The 22,540-nt window shown below is 53.4% G+C and carries 25 protein-coding genes and 1 CRISPR repeat array; of the genes, 5 read left to right on the top strand and 20 right to left on the bottom strand.

Going from position 1 to position 22,540, the window contains the following annotated elements; genetic code table 11:
• Positions 1 to 118 precede the first annotated feature (118 nt).
• The 3 genes from J4728_RS13160 to J4728_RS13150 are packed head-to-tail and all read left to right on the top strand — an operon-like array spanning position 119 to position 2,386.
• The gene (locus tag J4728_RS13160) at positions 119 to 712 is read left to right on the top strand and encodes a non-oxidative hydroxyarylic acid decarboxylases subunit B (protein WP_001237180.1); all 594 of its coding nucleotides are present in this window, start codon (positions 119 to 121) and stop codon (positions 710 to 712) included.
• On the top strand, positions 712 to 2,139 hold the full coding sequence (locus J4728_RS13155; RefSeq protein ID WP_000863171.1) for a non-oxidative hydroxyarylic acid decarboxylases subunit C: 1,428 nt from the start codon (positions 712 to 714) through the stop codon (positions 2,137 to 2,139). The genes J4728_RS13160 and J4728_RS13155 overlap by 1 nt, the downstream gene beginning before the upstream one ends.
• Positions 2,140 to 2,149: 10 nt before the next feature.
• Complete coding sequence (locus J4728_RS13150) at positions 2,150 to 2,386, top strand: non-oxidative hydroxyarylic acid decarboxylases subunit D (protein ID WP_000562964.1); 237 nt, start codon at positions 2,150 to 2,152, stop codon at positions 2,384 to 2,386.
• A 45-nt stretch (positions 2,387 to 2,431) separates the two neighbouring features.
• Here J4728_RS13150 and rpoS read toward each other — a convergent pair whose 3' ends face one another.
• Both rpoS and nlpD read right to left on the bottom strand, forming a co-directional pair.
• Complete coding sequence (gene rpoS, locus J4728_RS13145; protein WP_000081498.1) at positions 2,432 to 3,424, bottom strand: RNA polymerase sigma factor RpoS; 993 nt, start codon at positions 3,422 to 3,424, stop codon at positions 2,432 to 2,434.
• Positions 3,425 to 3,486: 62 nt separating this feature from the next.
• A complete protein-coding gene (gene nlpD, locus J4728_RS13140; protein WP_243771287.1) occupies positions 3,487 to 4,569 on the bottom strand; it encodes a murein hydrolase activator NlpD in 1,083 nt (360 codons plus the stop codon).
• Between nlpD and J4728_RS23975 the strand changes: the two genes are divergently transcribed.
• Complete coding sequence (locus tag J4728_RS23975) at positions 4,499 to 4,657, top strand: peptidase (RefSeq protein ID WP_223148970.1); 159 nt, start codon at positions 4,499 to 4,501, stop codon at positions 4,655 to 4,657. The two genes, nlpD and J4728_RS23975, sit on opposite strands and share 71 nt — an antisense overlap.
• Positions 4,658 to 4,795: 138 nt before the next feature.
• On the opposite strand, the gene J4728_RS13135 is transcribed toward J4728_RS23975, so the two are convergent.
• The 10 genes from J4728_RS13135 to cysD form a co-directional block, all read right to left on the bottom strand.
• A complete protein-coding gene (locus tag J4728_RS13135) occupies positions 4,796 to 5,422 on the bottom strand; it encodes a protein-L-isoaspartate(D-aspartate) O-methyltransferase (RefSeq protein ID WP_000253545.1) in 627 nt (208 codons plus the stop codon).
• Positions 5,416 to 6,177 (bottom strand): 5'/3'-nucleotidase SurE, encoded by a 762-nt coding sequence (gene surE, locus J4728_RS13130; RefSeq protein ID WP_001221538.1) that lies wholly within the window; start codon positions 6,175 to 6,177, stop codon positions 5,416 to 5,418. Before surE ends, J4728_RS13135 begins: the two co-directional genes overlap by 7 nt.
• On the bottom strand, positions 6,158 to 7,207 hold the full coding sequence (truD, locus tag J4728_RS13125) for a tRNA pseudouridine(13) synthase TruD (protein WP_000134246.1): 1,050 nt from the start codon (positions 7,205 to 7,207) through the stop codon (positions 6,158 to 6,160). The genes surE and truD overlap by 20 nt, the downstream gene beginning before the upstream one ends.
• Positions 7,204 to 7,683 carry a 2-C-methyl-D-erythritol 2,4-cyclodiphosphate synthase gene (ispF, locus tag J4728_RS13120; protein ID WP_001219244.1) on the bottom strand — a complete coding sequence of 160 codons (480 nt, stop codon included), beginning with the start codon at positions 7,681 to 7,683 and terminating at the stop codon, positions 7,204 to 7,206. Before ispF ends, truD begins: the two co-directional genes overlap by 4 nt.
• Positions 7,683 to 8,393, bottom strand: a complete 711-nt coding sequence (gene ispD / locus J4728_RS13115; protein ID WP_000741652.1) for a 2-C-methyl-D-erythritol 4-phosphate cytidylyltransferase — start codon at positions 8,391 to 8,393, stop codon at positions 7,683 to 7,685. Before ispD ends, ispF begins: the two co-directional genes overlap by 1 nt.
• A gap of 18 nt (positions 8,394 to 8,411) precedes the next feature.
• Positions 8,412 to 8,723: a cell division protein FtsB gene (ftsB, locus tag J4728_RS13110; RefSeq protein ID WP_000517480.1), complete on the bottom strand. Its 312-nt coding sequence runs from the start codon at positions 8,721 to 8,723 to the stop codon at positions 8,412 to 8,414.
• 190 nt (positions 8,724 to 8,913) lie between these two features.
• Positions 8,914 to 9,237: a DUF3561 family protein gene (locus J4728_RS13105; RefSeq protein WP_001537530.1), complete on the bottom strand. Its 324-nt coding sequence runs from the start codon at positions 9,235 to 9,237 to the stop codon at positions 8,914 to 8,916.
• 50 nt (positions 9,238 to 9,287) lie between these two features.
• A complete protein-coding gene (gene cysC / locus J4728_RS13100; RefSeq protein ID WP_001173663.1) occupies positions 9,288 to 9,893 on the bottom strand; it encodes an adenylyl-sulfate kinase in 606 nt (201 codons plus the stop codon).
• Positions 9,880 to 11,319, bottom strand: a complete 1,440-nt coding sequence (gene cysN, locus J4728_RS13095) for a sulfate adenylyltransferase subunit CysN (RefSeq protein ID WP_023204589.1) — start codon at positions 11,317 to 11,319, stop codon at positions 9,880 to 9,882. Before cysN ends, cysC begins: the two co-directional genes overlap by 14 nt.
• A 9-nt stretch (positions 11,320 to 11,328) precedes the next feature.
• Positions 11,329 to 12,237, bottom strand: coding sequence for a sulfate adenylyltransferase subunit CysD (gene cysD, locus J4728_RS13090; protein ID WP_000372384.1), 909 nt, complete (start codon positions 12,235 to 12,237; stop codon positions 11,329 to 11,331).
• Between the two features lie 250 nt (positions 12,238 to 12,487).
• Here cysD and J4728_RS13085 point away from each other — a divergent pair, with 250 nt between their 5' ends.
• The gene (locus J4728_RS13085) at positions 12,488 to 13,534 is read left to right on the top strand and encodes an aminopeptidase (protein WP_000490481.1); all 1,047 of its coding nucleotides are present in this window, start codon (positions 12,488 to 12,490) and stop codon (positions 13,532 to 13,534) included.
• 14 nt (positions 13,535 to 13,548) lie between these two features.
• Positions 13,549 to 13,943: a CRISPR direct-repeat array (repeat unit 29 nt; unit sequence CGGTTTATCCCCGCTGGCGCGGGGAACAC).
• A 96-nt stretch (positions 13,944 to 14,039) separates the two neighbouring features.
• On the opposite strand, the gene cas2e is transcribed toward J4728_RS13085, so the two are convergent.
• Genes cas2e through cas3 form a run of 8 tightly spaced genes read right to left on the bottom strand, consistent with a single transcriptional unit; the run spans position 14,040 to position 22,499 of the window.
• On the bottom strand, positions 14,040 to 14,333 hold the full coding sequence (gene cas2e / locus J4728_RS13080; protein WP_023201007.1) for a type I-E CRISPR-associated endoribonuclease Cas2e: 294 nt from the start codon (positions 14,331 to 14,333) through the stop codon (positions 14,040 to 14,042).
• On the bottom strand, positions 14,333 to 15,253 hold the full coding sequence (gene cas1e / locus J4728_RS13075) for a type I-E CRISPR-associated endonuclease Cas1e (protein ID WP_000144835.1): 921 nt from the start codon (positions 15,251 to 15,253) through the stop codon (positions 14,333 to 14,335). The genes cas2e and cas1e overlap by 1 nt, the downstream gene beginning before the upstream one ends.
• The gene (cas6e, locus tag J4728_RS13070) at positions 15,250 to 15,900 is read right to left on the bottom strand and encodes a type I-E CRISPR-associated protein Cas6/Cse3/CasE (protein WP_000281478.1); all 651 of its coding nucleotides are present in this window, start codon (positions 15,898 to 15,900) and stop codon (positions 15,250 to 15,252) included. Before cas6e ends, cas1e begins: the two co-directional genes overlap by 4 nt.
• Entirely contained in the window at positions 15,882 to 16,628 is a 747-nt protein-coding gene (cas5e, locus tag J4728_RS13065; protein ID WP_000085112.1) for a type I-E CRISPR-associated protein Cas5/CasD, read from the bottom strand. The genes cas6e and cas5e overlap by 19 nt, the downstream gene beginning before the upstream one ends.
• Before the next feature lie 10 nt (positions 16,629 to 16,638).
• Complete coding sequence (cas7e, locus tag J4728_RS13060; protein ID WP_208211866.1) at positions 16,639 to 17,697, bottom strand: type I-E CRISPR-associated protein Cas7/Cse4/CasC; 1,059 nt, start codon at positions 17,695 to 17,697, stop codon at positions 16,639 to 16,641.
• Positions 17,698 to 17,710: 13 nt separating this feature from the next.
• Positions 17,711 to 18,271 carry a type I-E CRISPR-associated protein Cse2/CasB gene (casB, locus tag J4728_RS13055; RefSeq protein ID WP_000117946.1) on the bottom strand — a complete coding sequence of 187 codons (561 nt, stop codon included), beginning with the start codon at positions 18,269 to 18,271 and terminating at the stop codon, positions 17,711 to 17,713.
• A complete protein-coding gene (gene casA / locus J4728_RS13050) occupies positions 18,268 to 19,824 on the bottom strand; it encodes a type I-E CRISPR-associated protein Cse1/CasA (RefSeq protein ID WP_023201012.1) in 1,557 nt (518 codons plus the stop codon). The genes casB and casA overlap by 4 nt, the downstream gene beginning before the upstream one ends.
• Before the next feature lie 11 nt (positions 19,825 to 19,835).
• Positions 19,836 to 22,499 carry a CRISPR-associated helicase Cas3' gene (cas3, locus tag J4728_RS13045; protein WP_208211864.1) on the bottom strand — a complete coding sequence of 888 codons (2,664 nt, stop codon included), beginning with the start codon at positions 22,497 to 22,499 and terminating at the stop codon, positions 19,836 to 19,838.
• Positions 22,500 to 22,540: the final 41 nt, after the last annotated feature.

The following is a 22,540-nucleotide window of genomic DNA, read 5'->3' as shown; positions in this document are numbered from 1 at the left end:
TTTAATGACGAATGCTTTAGCTAAACGTGCGCAGGCGTCGGGAGCGATCTTGTCGCAAAGGCCGTGTGGGCGTATTTTGATCAAAATGTTCGTATACGAACGATATTTGAGGTAAGAAATGAGATTGATTGTGGGGATGACCGGTGCGACCGGCGCGCCGCTTGGCGTCGAGCTACTCCAGGCATTGCGGGCGATACCTGATGTTGAAACGCATCTGGTAATGTCAAAGTGGGCAAAAACCACTATTGAACTGGAGACGCCCTACACGCCCGCTGAGGTAGCCGCCCTGGCAGATTATTGTCATAGCCCGGCCGATCAGGCGGCGACCATTTCCTCCGGCTCATTTCGTACCGACGGCATGATTATTATCCCCTGCAGTATGAAAACACTGGCGGGGGTTCGCGCCGGCTATGCCGAGGGGCTGGTAGGACGCGCTGCCGATGTCGTGTTGAAAGAGGGTCGCAAGCTGGTGCTTGTGCCGCGGGAAATGCCGCTCAGCACGATTCATCTGGAAAACATGCTTGCGCTTTCTCGTATGGGGGTGGCGATAGTGCCGCCCATGCCCGCGTTCTACAACCTGCCGCAAACCGTTGACGATATTATCCAGCATATCGTAGCGCGCGTTCTCGACCAGTTTGGTCTGGAGCATACGCGCGCGCGTCGCTGGCAAGGACTGCGACAGGCAGCAAATTTTTCACAGGAGAATGGATAATGGCATTTGATGATTTGCGCAGTTTTTTACATGCGCTGGATCAGCAGGGACAACTGCTGAAAATCAGCGAGGAAGTGAATGCGGAGCCGGATCTCGCAGCCGCTGCCAACGCAACGGGACGAATCGGCGATGGCGCGCCCGCGCTGTGGTTTGACAATATTCGTGGTTTTACCGACGCCCGCGTGGCGATGAATACCATCGGTTCCTGGCAGAACCATGCCATCTCACTGGGTTTGCCGCCTAACACGCCGGTTAAAAAACAGATCGATGAATTTATTCGCCGCTGGGACAATTTTCCGGTAGCGCCGGAACGGCGGGCGAATCCGGGCTGGGCGGAAAATACCGTCGACGGCGACGCAATCAACCTGTTTGATATCCTGCCGCTGTTTCGTCTGAACGACGGCGACGGCGGATTCTATCTGGATAAAGCCTGTGTGGTATCACGCGATCCGCTCGATCCCGATAACTTCGGCAAGCAGAATGTCGGCATCTACCGCATGGAAGTTAAAGGCAAGCGTAAGCTGGGTCTGCAACCAGTGCCGATGCATGATATCGCATTGCACCTGCACAAAGCTGAAGAGCGCGGGGAAGATCTGCCGATTGCGATCACGTTGGGTAACGATCCGATCATTACCCTGATGGGCGCAACGCCGCTGAAATACGATCAGTCAGAGTATGAAATGGCAGGCGCGCTGCGTGAAAGCCCCTATCCTATCGCCACCGCGCCGCTGACCGGTTTTGATGTGCCGTGGGGATCTGAAGTCATTCTTGAAGGGGTCATCGAAAGCCGTAAACGTGAAATTGAAGGACCGTTCGGCGAATTTACCGGCCACTATTCCGGCGGTCGCAACATGACCGTGGTGCGTATCGATAAGGTCTCTTACCGCAGCAAACCCATTTTTGAATCACTCTATTTGGGTATGCCGTGGACAGAAATCGACTACCTGATGGGGCCGGCGACCTGCGTGCCACTGTATCAACAGCTGAAAGCCGAATTTCCGGAAGTGCAGGCGGTAAACGCCATGTACACCCACGGCCTGCTGGTCATCATCTCAACCAAAAAACGCTACGGCGGCTTTGCCCGCGCGGTGGGCCTGCGAGCGATGACGACGCCGCACGGTCTGGGATATGTGAAGATGGTGATCATGGTCGATGAAGATGTCGATCCATTTAATCTGCCACAGGTGATGTGGGCGTTATCGTCGAAAGTGAATCCGGCAGGCGATCTGGTACAGCTACCGAATATGTCCGTCCTGGAACTGGATCCGGGCTCAAGCCCGGCGGGGATTACCGACAAGCTGATCATTGACGCCACCACGCCGGTTGCGCCAGATAACCGTGGTCACTATAGCCAGCCGGTTGTTGATTTACCGGAAACTAAAGCCTGGGCTGAAAAGCTGACCGCCATGCTGGCCAACCGTAAATAAGGAGTAACCGATGATTTGCCCACGCTGTGCCGATGCACATATTGAACTCATGGCGACTTCGCCGGTAAAAGGAGTCTGGACGGTATATCAGTGTCAGCATTGTCTGTATACCTGGCGCGATACCGAACCGTTACGCCGTACCAGCCGCGAACACTATCCACAAGCGTTTCGCATGACGCAAAAAGATATTGATGACGCGCCAATGGTGCCGAGTATCCCGCCGCTGCTGGCAGAAGACAAACGGTAAAAAAAAAGGCCAGTCGACAGACTGGCCTTTTTTTGACAAGGGTACTTACTCGCGGAACAGCGCTTCGATATTCAGCCCCTGCGTCTGCAGAATTTCGCGCAGACGGCGCAGGCCTTCAACCTGAATCTGACGAACACGTTCACGCGTAAGACCGATTTCACGGCCTACATCTTCCAGTGTCGCAGCTTCATATCCCAGCAGACCGAAACGGCGCGCCAGCACTTCACGCTGTTTGGCGTTCAGTTCGAACAACCATTTGACGATGCTCTGTTTCATATCGTCATCTTGCGTGGTGTCTTCCGGACCGTTCTCTTTTTCATCGGCCAGGATGTCCAGCAACGCTTTTTCGGAATCACCGCCCAGCGGGGTGTCTACCGAGGTAATGCGCTCGTTGAGACGAAGCATACGGCTGACGTCATCAACCGGTTTATCCAGTTGCTCTGCAATTTCTTCCGCACTCGGTTCGTGGTCCAGTTTATGCGACAACTCACGTGCGGTGCGCAGGTATACGTTCAGCTCTTTAACAATGTGAATCGGCAAGCGAATCGTACGGGTTTGGTTCATAATCGCCCGTTCGATTGTCTGGCGAATCCACCAGGTTGCGTATGTTGAGAAGCGGAACCCGCGTTCCGGGTCAAACTTCTCGACTGCACGGATAAGCCCCAGGTTGCCCTCTTCAATCAGGTCCAGCAACGCCAGTCCACGATTGCCATAACGGCGGGCAATTTTTACCACCAGACGCAGGTTACTCTCAATCATGCGACGGCGAGAAGCGACATCTCCACGCAGTGCGCGACGCGCAAAATAGACTTCTTCTTCGGCTGTTAACAGTGGTGAATACCCAATCTCACCAAGGTAAAGCTGAGTCGCGTCCAACACACGCTGTGTGGCCCCTTGCGATAACAGCTCTTCTTCAGCCAGGTCGTTATCACTGGGTTCCTCTTCACTCAAGGCTTTTTCGTCAAAAGCCTCTACTCCGTTCTCATCAAATTCCGCGTCTTCATTTAAATCATGAACTTTCAGCGTATTCTGACTCATAAGGTGGCTCCTACCCGTGATCCCTTGACGGAACTAGCAAGTCAAAGCCTGGTTCCGCCGCTTTATCGCTGCGGTAAATAACGCAGCGGGTTTACGGATTTCCCCTTGTAACGAATTTCAAAATGCAAGCGTGTAGAGCTGGTGCCGGTGCTACCCATAGTAGCGATTTTTTGCCCCGCCTTAACTTCCTGTTGTTCCCGGACCAGCATCGTATCATTATGGGCGTAGGCACTCAGGTAATCATCGTTATGTTTGATGATAATAAGATTACCGTAACCACGCAGTGCGTTACCGGCATATACGACGCGCCCATCAGCGGTTGCGACGATAGCCTGTCCCTTACTGCCTGCAATGTCGATCCCTTTATTGCCCCCTTCGGAAGCGCCAAAGTTTTCGATCACTTTGCCATCCGTCGGCCAGCGCCATGAGGAAATCGGCGCGCTGGTTGACGTACTGCTTGCATTTGGTTCGGTCGTGCTTACCGTTGGTGCCGTTACAGGCGCTGTGACAACCGTCCCAGCAGGCTTGTTGTTTGGCAACATTTTGTTAGCACTTTGTTCACCTGAGCCCTCAGAATACGTAATTGTTGGTTGAGACGCAACTGCAACGGTGGAATTTTGTGCAGACCTGGTCACAACTCCTTGCTGTGCTGCATCCGCCTGGGTGATCGCATTTCCGCCAGTAATTGGCGTACCGGATGCGTTACCAACTTGCAAAGTTTGCCCTACATTCAGGCTATACGGGGCAGAAATACTGTTTCTCTGGGCCAGATCGCGGAAATCGTTCCCGGTAATCCAGGCGATGTAAAAAAGCGTATCACCCTTTTTCACGGTGTAAGTACTGCCACCCGTATAGCTACCCTTCGGAATATTCCCATACTGGCGATTGTATACAATTCGCCCATTTTCCATTTGCACGGGTTGTTCCGCGACCGGTTGAGTTTGCATGGGCTGCGTTACAGGACGCTGAACGGGTTGAATTTGCGGCGCTTGTTGCGGCGTTTGTTGCGTCGTCGCGCCCATTTTTGGCGGCGGTGTGATCAACATCCCGGAATTGGTATTTGATGGCGAACCACTGTCCACAGACGTGACCGGCGCCGGAGGGTTTGACGAACTGGTACAACCTGCCAGCCATAGTGAAACCAGTGATAGTGCCGCAATGCGACTAACGGTGAATTTTGGGCTTCCCGCGCTCATTTATCCCCCAGGAAAAAATTTGGTTAACAACCAGTGACGTAAGAACCGTGCAACGCATTAAGTGAACACGGGAAAATGTGTTCACGATACGCTTAACCCACCGGGAATAACCAGGAAAACTCCAGGTATTCGTTTCGGCTTCATCAGGCGTAATAGTGGCTGTTTGCAGAGCAAACTAGGCCAGCTCTCCCTTGACTAACGGGACGAAGCGAACGGCCTCCACGGTATCGATAATAAATTCGCCGCCCCGGCGACGCACGCGTTTCAAAAACTGCTGCTCATCGCCCACGGGCAGAACAAGAATGCCGCCTTCATCCAACTGTGCCATGAGCGCGGTAGGAATTTCCGGTGGCGCGGCCGTCACAATGATAGCGTCAAACGGCGCACGCGCCTGCCAGCCTTGCCAGCCATCGCCATGACGGGTAGAAACATTATGTAAATCGAGCTGCTTCAGGCGGCGACGCGCCTGCCATTGCAGCCCCTTAATCCGCTCAACGGAGCAAACGTGATGTACCAGATGCGCCAGAATCGCCGTCTGATAGCCGGAACCGGTGCCAATTTCCAGCACCCTGGATTGCGGCGTCAGTTCGAGCAGTTCCGTCATTCGCGCCACCATATAGGGCTGCGAAATCGTCTGACCCTGGCCTATCGGCAAAGCGATATTTTCCCAGGCCTTATGTTCAAACGCTTCATCAATAAATTTCTCGCGCGGCACTGCGGCAAGCGCATTAAGCACCTGCTCATCTCTGATGCCCTGCGCGCGCAATTGTTCAAGAAGAGCCTGTACACGTCCACTTACCATTGCGTGCCAACTCCCACGCTGTCTAACCAGTCTGAAACCACATCATGCGCGCTGTGCGCGGTTAAATCCACATGCAACGGCGTGACGGAGACGTAGCCTTCATCCACCGCCGCGAAATCGGTATCCGGCCCGGCATCGTATTTATCGCCCGGCGGGCCAATCCAGTACAATGTATTACCGCGCGGATCTTCCTGCGGGATTACTTTATCCGCTGGATGGCGGCTACCACAGCGAGTCACGCGAATGCCTTTAACCTGCGCTAACGGTAGATCCGGGACATTCACGTTGAGAATACGCCCGGTACGCAACGGCTCCCGGCTTAACCCTCGCAAAAGCGCGCAAGTCACGGCTGCAGCCGTATCATAATGCTGATAGCCGTTAAGGGAGACTGCTAATGCCGGAAAGCCGAGATGACGACCTTCCATCGCCGCGGCGACAGTACCGGAATAGATCACATCATCGCCCAGATTCGGACCCGCGTTAATACCGGAAACGACAATATCCGGACGCGGACGCATTAAGGCATTAACGCCCAGATAGACGCAATCGGTCGGCGTCCCCATCTGTACGGCGATATCGCCATTATCAAAGGTAAAAGTACGAAGCGAAGATTCCAGCGTGAGGGAATTAGACGCGCCGCTGCGGTTACGATCCGGGGCTACGACCTGTACATCAGCAAACTCACGCAGCGCTTTCGCCAGCGTTTGTATACCGGGCGCGTGAACCCCGTCATCGTTACTCAGCAATATGCGCATAATCACCCATTGTGTTGATCAGTTCCCTTACTACGCTGGTGGCAAAACTGCCTGCGGGCAGCCAGAAACGTAACTCGACGGTAACGTCATCCCACCAGTTCCAGCTTAATTGTTGCGGATAAAGCAGCATCGCTCTGCGCGACGCCTCTACTTTTTCGCGCAGCAACAGCGATTGCAACACCGTTTCCTGGGCAATGGCATCTTGCTCAAACGCCAGCGCCGCACGCTGTGTTCCCCACTCTCCGCTGCCCGGCAACGACGCTGTAATCATCAGCTCTTTTTCGTCTACCCGGCGCTGCAATTCAGGCAGTTCTTCAGATGTCGCGACGAACCAGCTTCCACGCCCCGCTAATTGTAGCGCATCGCCGTCAACAACTTGATTAAAGTCTGGTTTCTTCAGCCGCTGGTGAACAATTTGATTAAACAACGCGCTACGTGCCGCCGACAACCAAAAACTGCGTTTATTGCGATCGCGCACCGGCGCGTTACTTTGCGCCCAGCGCAGCGCGCCCTGCAAGTTGCTGCCGCCAATGCCGAATCGCTGTGCGCCAAAATAGTTCGGCACGCCGCCATCGCGAATCGCCTGCAATCGCGTTTCGACATCGCGGCGATCGCTTATTTCACGCAACACCAGCGTAAAGGCATTGCCTTTCAGCGCGCCTAAACGCAGCTTACGCTTGTGACGCGCGTATTCCAGCACTTTACAACCTTCCAGCTGAAAGGCGCTGAAATCGGGCATCTCTTTCCCCGGCACGCGCGCGCACAGCCACTGCTCGGTAACGGCGTGTTTATCTTTTTGCCCGGCAAAGCTCACTTCGCGAGCGTGAATTTTCAGGAATTTCGCCAGCGCGTCAGCGACAAAACGGGTATTGCAACCGTTTTTCAAAATACGCAGCAGAATGTGCTCGCCTTCACCATCCGGCGTAAAGCCTAAATCTTCAACCACCACAAAATCTTCCGGATTCGCTTTCAGCAATCCGCTACCTTGTGGTTTTCCGTGCAGCCAGGTGAGATTGTCAAACTCTGTCATTTCGCCGCCTTCATCAGCAACGCGACCGCTTCGCAGGCAATGCCTTCTCCGCGTCCGGTAAATCCGAGCTTTTCCGTCGTCGTCGCCTTCACGTTAACGTCATCCATATGGCAGCCGAGATCTTCGGCGATAAAGACGCGCATTTGCGGAATATGCGGCAGCATTTTCGGCGCCTGCGCAATAATGGTGACATCCACGTTGCCGAGGGTGTACCCCTTCGCCTGAATACGACGCCAGGCTTCACGCAGCAGTTCGCGGCTATCCGCCCCCTTAAATGCCGGATCGGTATCCGGGAAGAGCTTGCCGATATCGCCAAGCGCCGCCGCGCCCAGCAGCGCATCGGTCAGCGCATGTAACGCCACATCGCCATCGGAGTGCGCCAATAGCCCTTTTTCATAAGGAATACGCACGCCGCCAATGATAATCGGCCCTTCTCCGCCAAACGCGTGTACGTCAAAACCGTGTCCAATTCGCATTATGCTTTCTCCTGGTGGATGGTTCGGGTCAGATAAAATTCCGCCAGCGCCAGATCTTCCGGACGGGTGACCTTGATGTTATCCGCGCGACCTTCTACCAGCGCCGGATGAAAACCACAATACTCCAGCGCTGACGCTTCGTCGGTGATGGTCGCGCCTTCATTCAGCGCACGCGTCAGACAATCGTGCAAGAGTTCGCGGGGGAAAAACTGCGGGGTGAGCGCGTGCCATAAATCGGCGCGCTCTACGGTATGGGCAATAGCGGTTTTCCCTGGTTCGCCGCGTTTCATGGTGTCACGCACCGGACTGGCGAGGATACCGCCGACCCGGCTGTTTTCGCTGATAGCCAGCAACCGCGCAAGGTCATCCTGATGCAAACAGGGTCTTGCCGCGTCGTGCACCAGCACCCACTGCGCCTTTGCAACGGCCTGCAACCCGGCCAAAACAGAATCAGCGCGTTCGTTGCCGCCATCCACAACGGTGATTTGCGGATGATTCGCCAGCGGAAGTTGGGCAAAGCGATGATCGCCAGGGCTGATAGCAATAACAACGCGTGTCACCCGAGGATGCGCCAGCAGCGCATGAACTGAGTGCTCCAGAATGGTTTTATTACCGATTGAGAGATACTGCTTAGGACATTCTGTTTGCATTCGGCGGCCAAATCCGGCCGCCGGCACCACGGCGCAAACGTCCAATAAAGTGGCTGCCATGTTAAATCCCTGGATGGTTTATCGATGAGTTTGCCCCGCCGTTGCCGCGCGTTTTGAGGCGTCAGGCACCAGACGATAGAAGGTTTCGCCCGGTTTGGTCATGCTAAGTTCGTTGCGCGCGCGCTCCTCTATCGCTTCCTGGCCGCCATTGAGATCGTCAATTTCGGCAAAAAGCTGATCGTTACGCGCTTTAAGTTTGGCGTTTGTCGCCTGCTGCGCGACCACATCATCGTTGACGCGGCTATAGTCATGTATGCCGTTCTTACCGAACCACAGCGAGTACTGTAGCCAGACCAGTAAAGCCAGCAACAGCAGCGTTAGTTTACCCATCCTGCCCCCTGAAAAACGGCATCATCATCCCATAACGTCCTCTGTGACTCCACATTCAGGACGGGATTGCCGCGACAACGCCGGCAAATGTACCACATTTGCCGGATGTTACGTATACCCGAGTAAGGAGAACATAATCTCATTGTTGGTTACGGTTTGAATTATGACCGGAGGCGCAGTGATAACCCGTCTACCCTAATAGCCATATAAATAACGCGCCGAACAGCGCGCCTACGGCCAGTAGAGTAAACATGATGCTAAAAAGTATTTTGCCCTTTACTAGCAGATGCAACGCAATGCCGATAATCACCGATACCGGCATTAACGCGAGGAAAAAGGGCCAGGTATAGAGGAAAAAAAACAGCGTGTTAGGGCCATAAAGCAGAAAAGGGATCCCCAACGCCAGCAGCCATGACACAAAGCCGACCACCGCCCCCGGAAATGCACTGGTGGCGTCATCGTCGACCATGAAGGCGTCTGACCTTGTGAAAGTAATGTTATGGCTATTACGCATATTAAATCCTGTAACCTTGACCATACCGGGCATACAAGCCCGGTGGTGTCTCAGGATCTGATAATATCGCGCCGTCTCAGCAGGTCTAATAATTGGGAAACCAAATTTGTTACTAATTGTTCACCATTAAGATGAACCTGGGGCGAGTCAGGCGCTTCGTAAATGGCGTCGATACCGGTAAAGTTACGCAACTCACCCGCGCGCGCTTTTTTATACAACCCTTTAGGATCGCGCTGTTCACAGATAGCCAGCGGCGTATTGACATAAATCTCGATAAAACGATCGTGGCCGACGCGCTCTTTTACCAGTTGCCGCTCGGCGCGGTGCGGAGAAATAAATGCCGTCAAAACAATCAGGCCGGCGTCCGCCATCAGACTGGCCACTTCGCCTACCCGCCGGATATTTTCCTGGCGATCGGCATCGCTAAAACCTAAATCACGGCACAAACCGTGGCGCACATTATCGCCATCCAACAGGTAGGTACTGACGCCACGCTGATGTAACGCCTCTTCCAGCGCGCCGGCCACCGTTGATTTTCCCGAACCGGAGAGTCCGGTAAACCACAGCACCACGCCACGGTGGCCGTGGAGCTGTTCACGGGCGGCGACAGTAACGGGATGAGAGTGCCAGACCACGTTCTCATCATGCAGCGCCATGTTTATCTCCCAGCAAATCTCGGGCGTCCCAGTGCGGAAAATGACGGCGTACCAGCGCATTCAGCTCCAGCTCAAACGCACTGTATTCCACGGGCGGCGTCGCTCCGCGTTCGTCCAGTTCCCGCACCATGCCAGCGCCCACGGTAACGTTAGAAAGTCGGTCGATAAAAATCAGCCCGCCCGTCACCGGATTTTGCTGATAAATATCCAGCGCGAGCGGCTCATCGAATGTCATCTCCACCAGACCAATACCGTTTAACGGCAGACTTTCGACGTCTCGTTGGGTCAGATTGTTGATATCAATCTGATAGCGAATAGCCTCGATACGCGCGCGGGTTTTCTTACCCGCAAGTTTAACGTCGTAGCTTTGGCCCGGCGCCAGCGGCTGTTCCGCCATCCATACCACGTCGATCGCAGCGTGCCGCGCAGGTGCCAGCGTCTCGTTTGCCGCCAGCAGCAGATCGCCGCGGCTAATATCAATGTCGTCGTTGAGTACCAGGGTAATGGCTTCGCCCACACAGGCTTCTTCTTTGTCGCCATCAAAAGTAACGATACGCGCCACGCTGGATTCCACGCCGGACGGCAGCACTTTAATGCGCTCTCCGACTTTGACGCTACCAGACGCCAGAGTGCCGGCATACCCCCGAAAATCAAGATTTGGGCGATTAACGTATTGTACTGGAAAGCGCATCGGTTGACGGTCTACCGCACGCTGTATGTCTACCGTTTCCAGGACTTCCAGCAGCGTCGGACCGCTGTACCAGCGCATATTCGCGCTCTGCGCGGCGACATTATCCCCTTCCAGCGCCGAAAGCGGGACAAAGCGAATATCCAGATCGCCCGGCAACTGTTCAGCAAAGGTCAGGTAATCTTCGCGAATACGAGCGAAGGTCTCCTCGCGGTAGCCAACGAGATCCATTTTGTTGATTGCCACTACCAGGTGTTTGATCCCCAACAGAGTGGAGATAAAGCTATGGCGACGCGTCTGATCCAGCACGCCTTTACGCGCGTCGATCAGTAGGATCGCCAGATCGCAGGTGGACGCTCCGGTCGCCATATTCCGGGTATATTGTTCATGGCCCGGCGTGTCGGCGATAATAAATTTTCGTTTTTCCGTGGAGAAATAGCGGTACGCGACGTCAATAGTAATGCCCTGCTCACGCTCGGCCTGCAGCCCATCTACCAGCAGCGCCAGATCGAGTTTTTCTCCCTGCGTGCCATGACGTTTACTGTCATTATGCAGAGAAGAGAGCTGATCTTCATAAATTTGCAGGGTATCGTGCAGCAAACGACCTATCAGCGTACTTTTACCGTCATCAACGCTGCCACAGGTTAAAAAACGCAGCAGGCTTTTGTGTTGTTGGGCAATCATCCAGGCTTCGACGCCGCCTTCATTGGCGATTTGTTGTGCAAGTATGGTGTTCATGGCGACTCCTTAGAAATACCCCTGACGTTTTTTAAGCTCCATCGACCCCGCCTGATCGCGGTCAATCATCCTCCCCTGGCGCTCGCTGGTGGTAGAAACCAGCATCTCTTCGATAATTTCCGGCAGCGTTTGCGCGTGGGATTCCACCGCCCCGGTGAGCGGCCAACAGCCAAGTGTACGGAAGCGCACCATCCTTTTTTTGATGACTTCGCCAGGCTGGAGATCGATACGATCGTCATCCACCATCATCAACATGCCGTCACGTTCCAGAACCGGGCGTTCAGCAGCCAAATACAGCGGCACGATGTCGATGTTTTCCAGCCAGATGTATTGCCAGATATCCTGCTCAGTCCAGTTGGAGAGCGGGAAGACGCGTATACTTTCGCCTTTATTAATCTGACCGTTATAGTTACGCCACAACTCTGGCCGCTGATTTTTCGGGTCCCAGCGATGGAAACGGTCACGAAAGGAGTAAATACGTTCTTTCGCGCGGGATTTTTCCTCATCGCGCCGTGCGCCGCCGAACGCGGCATCAAAACCGTACTTATTCAGCGCCTGCTTTAACCCTTCGGTTTTCATAATGTCGGTGTGTTTAGCGCTACCGTGAACGAACGGATTGATGCCCATCGCCACGCCTTCCGGATTTTTATGTACCAGCAATTCGCAGCCGTATGCGTTGGCGGTACGATCGCGAAAGGCGTACATCTCACGGAATTTCCAACCGGTATCAACGTGCAATAGCGGGAACGGTAACGTACCCGGATAAAACGCCTTACGCGCCAGATGCAGCATGACGCTGGAGTCTTTACCAATGGAGTACAGCATGACCGGATTAGCGAATTCCGCTGCCACTTCACGGATAATGTGGATACTTTCCGCCTCCAGTTGCCGCAGGTGGGTGAGTCGTTTTTGATCCATAACCGTTCCTTTGCAATACCGTTTTTTGCTAAACATTTCGATTACACGACTATAGGGAGCGCAGGAGAGTGAATGAAATGACGAATTGGAATGAGTAGTTCCTCAAAGGAATAACGCGGCCCAAAAACCAATATCAAAAAATGCTTAACGTACCGGATTGCCAGCATTTAGGAGCAAATGAAATTGTATTAACACGATCGCGGTTTCATACTAGCCACGTAAAATTTTGTTCTGTATTTAAGGACTCATTATGTTTTCCGCAACGCGCCGCTTTGCCGTCATTCTGGCGCTCGGCGTAGGCTTTATCCTTCCTGCACAAGCAGCATCACCAGGGCCTGGTGAAATAGCGAATACTCAGGCACGACATATCGCCACTTTTTTTCCCGGGAGAATGACTGGCTCCCCCGCCGAGATGTTGTCTGCCGATTATTTACGCCAACAATTTACCCAGATGGGATACCAAAGCGATATTCGAACGTTTAATAGCCGATTTATTTATACCACGAAGGATAATCGCAAAAACTGGCATAACGTGACGGGCAGTACGGTCATCGCCGCCCATGAAGGGCGCGTGCCGCAGCAGATCATCATTATGGCGCATCTGGATACCTACGCTCCGCAGAGCGACGCTGATGTCGATGCCAATCTGGGCGGTTTAACGTTACAGGGAATGGATGATAATGCCGCGGGATTAGGCGTTATGCTGGAACTGGCGGCGCGTCTGAAAGATATACCGACCCATTATGGGATTCGTTTTATCGCCACCAGCGGGGAAGAAGAGGGAAAGCTAGGCGCGGAAAATTTACTCAAACGAATGAGTGACGCTGAGAAGAAAAATACGCTGCTGGTGATTAATCTCGATAACCTGATTGTTGGCGACAAGCTCTATTTTAATAGCGGGAAAAATACGCCGGAAGCGGTGCGTACACTGACCCGCGATCGGGCATTAGCGATTGCGCGCCGTTATGGCATCGCCGCCAACACCAATCCGGGACGCAATCCATCCTACCCCAAAGGAACGGGTTGCTGTAATGATGCGGAGGTTTTCGATAAAGCGGGAATATCGGTGCTTTCTGTTGAGGCGACGAACTGGAATCTGGGTAAAAAAGACGGATACCAGCAACGCGTGAAAAATGCATCCTTCCCGAACGGCAATAGCTGGCACGACGTACGGCTTGATAATCAACAGCATATTGACAAGGCGCTGCCAGGGCGGATTGAGCGCCGTAGCCGCGATGTAGTGCGGATAATGCTGCCGTTGGTAAAAGAGCTGGCGAAGGCGGAAAAAACGTCCTGATATGCTGGTGAAACGTGTTTATCCCCGCTGGCGCGGGGAACACTATTTATAAGCGTGTCATCTATGCAACCCAACCGGTTTATCCCCGCTGGCGCGGGGAACACTTCGTTGTGTTGGACACCACCGGATCGGCGCTCGGTTTATCCCCGCTGGCGCGGGGAACACTATCAAATAAAATCGTTATTGGCCGCGTTAAACGGTTTATCCCCGCTGGCGCGGGGAACACCTTCCCTTTTTTGGTTGCTGAGTCGGCCTCTCCGGTTTATCCCCGCTGGCGCGGGGAACACTACGACTTTAACTTTGGTATGGGGATGGCTAACGGTTTATCCCCGCTGGCGCGGGGAACACCGGCACAGACGGAAGCTCGCAAACGTGAGTTACGGTTTATCCCCGCTGGCGCGGGGAACACACTAAAACTATGTATTTGTTCTAAAAGCCCTTTTTTATTACCTAACAAACTACCAACGGTAAGATAACAATTCCTTATTATTAAAGAACATTCAACTTATTGATTTGCAACAGGAAGAAAAGAAACTAATCTAAGTCCATCCAAATCTACCGGAATACGTCTGTTTTCACCCCAGGTCTGGAACTCAAAACCAGACTCAGTATTTGTTGCCCAGGCCATTACTACGTTTCCGACTCCGCCAAGCTGTGTGATCTGTTGCCAAATCATTTCCCGAATACGCTTCGAGGTATCGCCAACATAAACACCTGCACGAACCTCAAGTAACCAGACGGCAAGACGTCCCCGCAGGCGCGGCGGTACGTTTTCCGTGACTACAACCACCATACTCATCAACCATGCCCCCGATGGCCGCTATCACCCAGTGATTCAGGTTCCGGTATTGCTGGCGGCAGCATATCCGGCGCAGGCTGAGGTGGTTTAATTTCACCGGCAGCGAGCACCTCTTCGATCAGCGGGATCAATTTTCCGGTCAGCTTCGAACTACGAAAAATATCCCGGCAGGCCAGGCGCACTTCTTTATCAGGTTCCGCCGGGTGACGAGCGGCGATCTCAAATGCTTTGGGCACCACCGATTCAAATTTGATGATATCGGCAATGTCATAAACAAAAGAAAGCGGCTTACCGCTATGGATAAAACCGATAGCCGGCGCATATCCCGCCGCCAGGATAGCCGCTTCTGAAATCCCGTACAGGCACGATGTCGCCGCGCTAATACATCGGTTGACGACATCCCCCTTCTCCCAGTCTTTCGGATCGTAGTTACGACCATGCCATTTCACGCCATACTGCTTCGCCAGTAATGCATAGGTCGCCCGCACACGGGATCCTTCAATACCGCGCAGTTGCTCAACGGAACGACGGGCGGGAGGCGGCTCACGAAAACGCAGTTCATACATTTTGCGGACTACTTTAAGCCGCAGGTCATCATCTAACGCCAGCTTTGCCTGATAAAGCAACTTATCGGCTCGTGCGCCACCGGGTTGTCCGGAGGAATAGACCCGCACTCCCGCCTCGCCCACCCATACCAACAGGGTGCCGACCGTTGATGCTAAATGCACTGCCGCATGGGAAACCCGCGTTCCCGGTTCCAGCATGATACAAGCGACCGAACCGACGGGAATATGCGTGCGGACTCCCGTTTTATCGATCAGCACGAATGCCCCATCCAGCACGTCAATTTGACCGTACTGGAGGAAGATCATCGAGGTTCGATCTTTTAACGGGATCGGGTTGAGCGGTACGAACGTCACGCGTCGTCTCCGGGTTTGATCATCATCATTCCGCAGCCAAACGCCCGGCTTTTACCGTACCCCTGCGCCAGACGTTGCAGGAAAAGCACGGGATCGTTAAGCACCAGCACGCCGGTATAGTCCACGCTGCTAAACTGAATCATCTGCCGGGATTTCTCTCGACGTATCTGCTGCTGCCGATAAGCATCAACGCTCGTTTCGCGCAGGGTGAAGCCATTTTGCTCCCCCTGGCGCGCCAACCACGTCAGCGCCGCCTGCTGCTGATAAGACCAAATATCCTGGCTATCACCCTGCGTTTTACGCTGGCGTTTCGCCTCCATCAGCAAATCGTGACGCTTGCCGTTTTTGCAAACCGTCGGATTGGCGCGCAAGTTAAACCGCAGCGTCTGTCCCGCGCTCAGCATTGGCGCAAATGGGCGAGTCTGCACGTCAAAAATCGCGCTGGCGGCAGGCTGTTCCTGTGAGAGAACAAAAAAGCGAAACGCGCCCTGTAACTCTTCGCGGCGATAAAGAAACTGCCGTTCCTTGCCGCCGGGAAAGAGATCCCATAACCACTGGTGCATCACGTACTCGCCGCGCTCCACCAGATGCAAGAGCTGTGCCGGCGAAAGCTCGCTGGTGTGCAGCGTTATTCTTGAGAGATACACGCGTCCTCCTTGCGGAGCCACGGCCCCTGATTCACGCTACGTTCACCGAACAGCCATTGCTGGCGGCTCAACGGCATGTCGCGACGACGTAAAATTTTGCTCGCCGTTAAGCCATCGTGTTCACCTTCCCACCAGCATTCGTTCTGTAATCTGGGGAGAGGCAGTTTCAGCGCATTGAATTGATCCTGATACCAACGATATGCTTCACGCAGGACATCCGCCGCACTCCCTTCCAGCAGTTGCGGCGCAAGCGGCAACGCCAGAGGGTGACTTTTGCGCCCCAGATACAGCGGGAACACAGGATGTTGTAACGACGCCTGAAGCTGCGCCAACGTGTAAGGCGCGTCCGGCGTCGCGCTGACAGCGATCATCCACCAAGCGTCGGTGTAGTAGTCGCGTCGGGAAATCAGCGCGCTCAGTAATTCAGGATCCTGCAACTCTTCACGGCGGCTGAAGTAACGTGCCTTACGTACCTCTTTCGGCATCTGCACCGTGTGATAATCCCGCGCCCAGCGCGGGTTGCCACTGGCGCACAGCAAAAATTGGTAATGACGATTGAAGGCGTTTAGCCGTTCCTCCTCATCGCGGCGAATTCCCAGCGCCGCAGCTAATAACCCCAACAGCGCCGAGCGCGAGGGTAGCTCATGGCTGTGGCGCACTTCGCCTGGCGCATCCACGCCCCAGGAGGCCATCGGCCCGTGAAGCTGAAAAACCAGATATTGGCTCATAAGCCGCCCCTTACGCGCAGATGAAGTCAAGCACGTCTTCCATGCTTCCCTGCTGATTCATCACGTTAAAGTCTTTGAACGCCGTCTCCTGTACATAGACCGCATTCATATTTTCACGCAGCGCGGTAATACGCTTAACCGCAACGTTCAATTGGTCTGTACCGTTGATCGGTTCATAAAACGCGGCCGCCAGTGAACGTGGTTGGTCGGTGCCTTTTTCGGCCAGCGCCCACGAGGCATAGGCACGGCTGGCAAAGCTGTTCTGTTTGCCGGTCGGCGGCACTTTCAGCGCCGCTTCAGTAAAGGCGCGCAGCGTTTTGTTTGCCAGTTCTTCATTGCCGTTCAGGTTTTTCACCAGCAGATCTTTGTCGATGCAGATATAGGTGTAAAACAGCGCGGAGCCAAAGCCGGTTTCGCCGAGATGGCCTGCGCCTGCATCTTCTGCCGATGCCTGGCGTAGGTCATCCACAGCGGTAAAGAAATCGTCTTCGATGATCGTTTCGCTGACGCCGAAGGCGTGGGCGACCTGGCAGGCGGCTTCCACGTTAAAATCAGTTTTCTTCGCTAACATCCGGCCAAACATGGCAATATCGACGGCCATGCGATCGTGACGTAACAGTTCCGCTTCCTCTTCTGTTGCCGGACGTTTTTCTTCTGCCAGACGGCGCGCCAGCGCTTTCACGGCCTCAAACTCAGCAGGGCTGATATGCACCAGTTGCTCGGTTTCAGCATTCGTCAACTCATCTTTGGGTTTCTTATCCTCTTTTACCTTGCCAAAGCAGTTGGCGATGTTCTTGACGTACTCAACCGCTTTTTTGGCGTCAATGCCGCTATCAACGAGGATTTGCGCCGCCTCACGAGCAATGCGACCAGTACGAATACCAATATGGCCAGCTAATGCCTGTTCAAATAACTCAGATGTACGCCAGGCGCGTTTCAGGCTCTGAGAGGAGATACGCAGACGTGTTGCTCCGCCAAGCACCACGGTTTTTGGCGCACCGGTATCATCACGGTTCAGGTTAGCGGCGGGGTAAGCGGTCAGTAAATGGAGCTGAATAAACGTTGTCATAAAGATATCCCTGTTAATCTTGTTCGTTATCGGTATCGCCATCGCCGGCCTGGTAGTATTCCAGCGCCCAGCGGATACGAAGAAATTCGGTTGGCCGCTGCTGGCGGCGATGGTGGTTCAGCAAGTCATTCTGCTCCTGGCACCAGCAGAAAATATCGTCTGCAAGAGAAAACAGGTTGACCGAACCATCTAACAGCTTCACTGCACGCCGTAACTGGCGCAGCAGTTCATCCGGCGTTTTTACCGCTAATAGGTGGGAGAAGCGTAATTTTGACATCACCGGAGTGTCGCCACCTTTCTTCTGTCCAAGCTGCGCAGCAAAACTCTTTTGCTCATCAATAAATTTGATATGTGCAGCCAGTGCCGCTGTGATTGCCAATGCAGTAACATTCCAGGGTGCTTTGTTTTTCCATAAAGAATGTGTTTGCATTAACAATGAATGAAGCCCCTCAGCCAAACAGGCATCATTCACCGTTTTACTACGTCGTAAGCTGGCACGTAATCCACGTTTTTCTTGTAGTTCCTCATGCCACTGACGCAAAGTGGCTTTATCATCTTTCGTCACAACACTCATTCAGCAGCCTCCTGTTTCTTTGCTTTGGCGGCTTTCGCGCTTTGCTTTTCCGCCGATGAAGTAAAATATTTCTTGCGCGCGGTCATGATGCGCTTCAGATCGCTGCTCTCGTAGGGGTTGGTAAAGACGCGGTCGTCGAAGTAGCGCCGGGTAAACAGCCAAAGTTCTCTTTGCCATTTATTCAGCCTTTCGTCCGGCTTGTGTCCGTTTTCCAGATCGTGGATCAGATTGAGAAAGCGCCCCTGCGTCAGGTTCCAGAAATCAATATCGATAAAACTGAAATCACCCCGCGCATCCTTCGCATTGGTGAACCACGCTTCTTTTAGCGCACCGCGCAGCAGGCTGAGGAGGCGGGTAGCAGTTTGTGTTGCTTTACGTAAATCAGGGATCAGACCTTCCGTCATCAGCAACGGGAAGTGATGCTCATACCAGCAGCGGATTTTCATATTGTCGAAATCCGCGCCAAAGCCCCAGATCCCCGCTTTAACGTCAGTCAGCGAGCGGGCGTTAAACACCTTGACTACCTGCGCGGGAGATTCGTAATTCGCTTCCGTCTGGTTGTTCTGACTTAATCCCAGCCAGTCGCGCCAGATAAGGCCGCCGGGCTGCGGTTTAACGGAAAAGAAGGCGTTTTGATCTTTTACCGGGGCGCGATAAGGCGTCAGCGGATGACGCCAGCCATCGTAGTTAACGCCGTAGTTCTTAACGGTCATAAAGCCAAGAAGCTCATCGCTTTCAGCGCCGCAAATATCGCAGCAACCTGACTGTAAGGTGGCAAAATCCAGGCGGATACGACGCGGCATCCCCCAGTACGCCTGGAGTTTATTGACCTGCTCCGGCGTGGTAACGGCATTCGCCTGCTCGCTGGTCCGCGTCGCGGCAAGCCACGGGAAAACGGTCGCATCACACTGGTCTGGTAAAGGCAGATCCGCAGTATCCTGCGGCATCACGTTGAGCCACAGCTTGCGCCAGAGCGGCGTTTGCCGCTCGCCCTGATATTCCTGCAATTCAACCAACGTGGTCAGTGGTCCGCCGCCACGCAGCCCGGTGCGGTAGCCTTTACCGCCAGAAGGCGCGTTAAGCTGCAACGAAAACAGCGCCAGCGCCGCGCAGTGCGGACAAAAACGTTCCGTTACGCCGCGTTTGATAAAATGGTCTTTATTGAACTTCGTGGTTTGTACGCCGGGCGTTTCTGGCAGCAACGAGGCGATCGACACTTTTTCTCCGGTTAACGGCTCAAAGTCCTGCATAAACGAGGGGGATTCTGGGCCGAACTGAAAGGCGTGTTCTAACGGTGCTAACGCCTTATGTAACGCATCGGCACGCAATCCATCAAACCAGATATCCTCCCAGTTTTTGTATCTTTTCGGCGCGATACTGCATTGCAACAATCCCAACAGAAACTGCCAGGCCGCTCCCTGTAAATCTGCTCGCGTTGCGGCGATGTCCACCACGTTTTCATCTGCCAGATCGACGGGGGCCAGCTTGCCCGTGGAACCGTCTTTGAAACGGACGGGGAGCCAGGGCGTTGTTAAAAGCGAAAAATTGTCCATATCTATATTCGTTATTCCCCCATCATGCCAATCAATCCCTCATTCGCCGAATAACCACAAGCGGCACAATCCGTCACCACAATCACCGTGGCAAAATCCTTATCCTGATGCTGTTGCGCACACCACTTACGCAGGGGTTCGCCATCTAATTTTTCAAACTCGTCTTTATGTTTATTCCACCAGCTCTGACGTACCCGCAGCACGCTCATCTCCCAGGCGTGTTCACCGCTGGCATAAGGGGTTACGACGCCATCCACGATTTTCGCCAGCCACAGCATGACAGACTCTTCCGCCAACCGCGTTGACATTTTCTCCGGTAGAGAATCGCTAATTTCAGCACAATAACCCGGTGCAAAATTAAGCAGCATCTGGTAGGCAAAGGCACGGTCACAATGAACTTTCCCTTCCTGCAATTGCTCGGTTTTTGCAAATCCAACCGGCATGTTGACATCCTCGCCGTAGACCGACTCAATCAACAATCGGGCAGATTGCGGCATCCGAATCGTCCCCTGCTCACGTAATATGCGCTGTGTCAGCCACATGCGCCCATGATCGGGATAGACATAGGCGCTGTTACGCATGGCGCTGGATAACCAGTTCTCTCGCGGCGCGTCATCCCACTCCGGAGCAAGAATGCGCAGCACTGGCGTCTCTCGCTCATCCTGCCCACTCTTTTTCACCAGACCGTTACGATCGCGAATATGACGCTGTAGTCGACCGGCCCGCTGAATTAATAAATCCACCGGCGCTAAATCAGAGATCATCTCATCGCAGTCAATATCCAGACTTTGTTCGATTACCTGCGTGGCGATAATGACCTTACCGGCACGTTGCGCACCGCTCTGTTTGCCAAAGAGATTCAGCGTCTGTGACTCAATCCGCTGACGATCGTGAAAAGCAAAGCGACTATGGAAGAGTAAAAGGTTTTCCGTGGCGACGACCTTACTCAGTTGAAGCTGGCGATAGATACGAATCGCATCATCAACGGAGTTACGTATCCAGGCGATACAGTTTCCTTTTTCCACTGCTTCACCTATACGTTCAAGACACGACTCTTCACTATGTAGCCAGCCAATATCTACGCTACGCTCAACCTCTTTGCGTGTATCAACCCGCTGAGAAATCAGCTCTGTTTGTGTGACCTGAGTCAGCCAGGGATAATCGTCATGGCCTAGCAACGGCGCCTGCACACTACGCCTCACCCCACGGGAAAATGCCGCCACCAGCTTATCTCGCTGCTGCTGCGATAGCGTCGCAGATAACAGAATAGTGGCGTTGCCATTACTGGCCTGCCGTTCGATCAAACCTTCAAGTATTCGGGACATCCATGCATCACAGGCATGGATCTCATCCGCCAGTAAAATCTTGTTGCTAAGACCCAGTAACCGCAGGTTGTTATGTTTAAATGGCATTACCGCCATCATCGCCTGATCCAACGTGCCTACGCCAACCTCCGCCAACAACGCTTTTTTATTGCTGTCGGCAAACCAGGCGGCGCATCCCTGACTATAAGGCTGCGCTTCATCGGGTTCTTCCGTACCAGAAAGAGTGACCGACCATATTGACTGATTGAAACGATCCATTAAGCGACGCGCGCTATGCGCCAGAATCAGGCTGGGACGGGAGTCCGGCTGATACAGCGCCAGCCAGGTGTTCGCCATACGTTCAAACATCGCGTTGGCTGTCGCCATTGTCGGCAGTCCAAAATAGAGTCCCTGCGCTTTACCTGCCGCCATCAGTCGATGAGCTAATATGAGCGCCGCCTCTGTTTTTCCGGCCCCGGTGACATCTTCAAGAATAAAGAGTTGGGCGCCATCCACGTTGATATCCAGCTCAAGCGCCTTTTGTTGTAACGGTGTGGGATGCTGAATAAAAGGGAAAAGCGTTTCTATGCCCGTAAAGGCAGACACATTCGCCGCTGAGGGAAATAGCGTGATGGCAGTTTGTGCTTTAGCGAGAGCTTGCTGCCAGTAGGTATCAACAGGCATTTTTTCCGCAGTACGCGGAAAATAACGGCTGGCAGAACCAGTCCAGTCAGCCAGCACAACCGCAGCGGAAATAAACCAGGAAAGTTGCTGAAATTGGTCGATACCCTCATCTTCATCCCAGGCTTCAGGCAAGGTAATTAAAGGAAAGAGCGCTTTTATTCTCAGAAGAAAATCTCTTGCCGCATCTTTATCCTGCTGGCGAAAATGGTCCAGCTCCTGGATTGCCTCTGGAGGGCGTCCATGATGACCTGTAGTGACTGGCATCCAAAGCGCCATAACGCGCTTACTTTTACGAACTGAAAGCGAAGAAGGAGGAAACAATTCAGGGCATTCACTTAGCCAGGAGTTCCACAACACGTATCCCAGCGTGGTATGCGCGATTTTTTCATAATGCCGTGTAGGCTCATTAAAGATGTTTAAAGCCTCATGACGGTATAGTTGCTGGAAGGAATGAGCAAATTTTCCAATATCATGCCAACATAAAATCCAGGCAAAAAATTGCGCCGCCTGCTCCTTATCCTGGATGCCTAATTTTTTTAGATAGTGGTCAATAAAATAAATATTATTTATCACCATCCAGTAACCCACAGCCGCAACATCTAAAGAATGCCAGCAAAGCAAATGGTAATCATCACCGCCGTCATTTTCTCCTCGTCGAGACTTTCCCCAATAGTGATATATCGACACGTAAACTCCAGCATGTGGATAATAAAAGCACTCTACGCCTT

The organism is Salmonella sp. 32070601201500089SM (genome assembly GCF_017573605.1).
Lineage (GTDB): Bacteria > Pseudomonadota > Gammaproteobacteria > Enterobacterales > Enterobacteriaceae > Salmonella > Salmonella enterica.
Note: the sequence above shows the minus strand (reverse complement) of the source record. Positions and strands in the feature narration are given on the sequence as shown.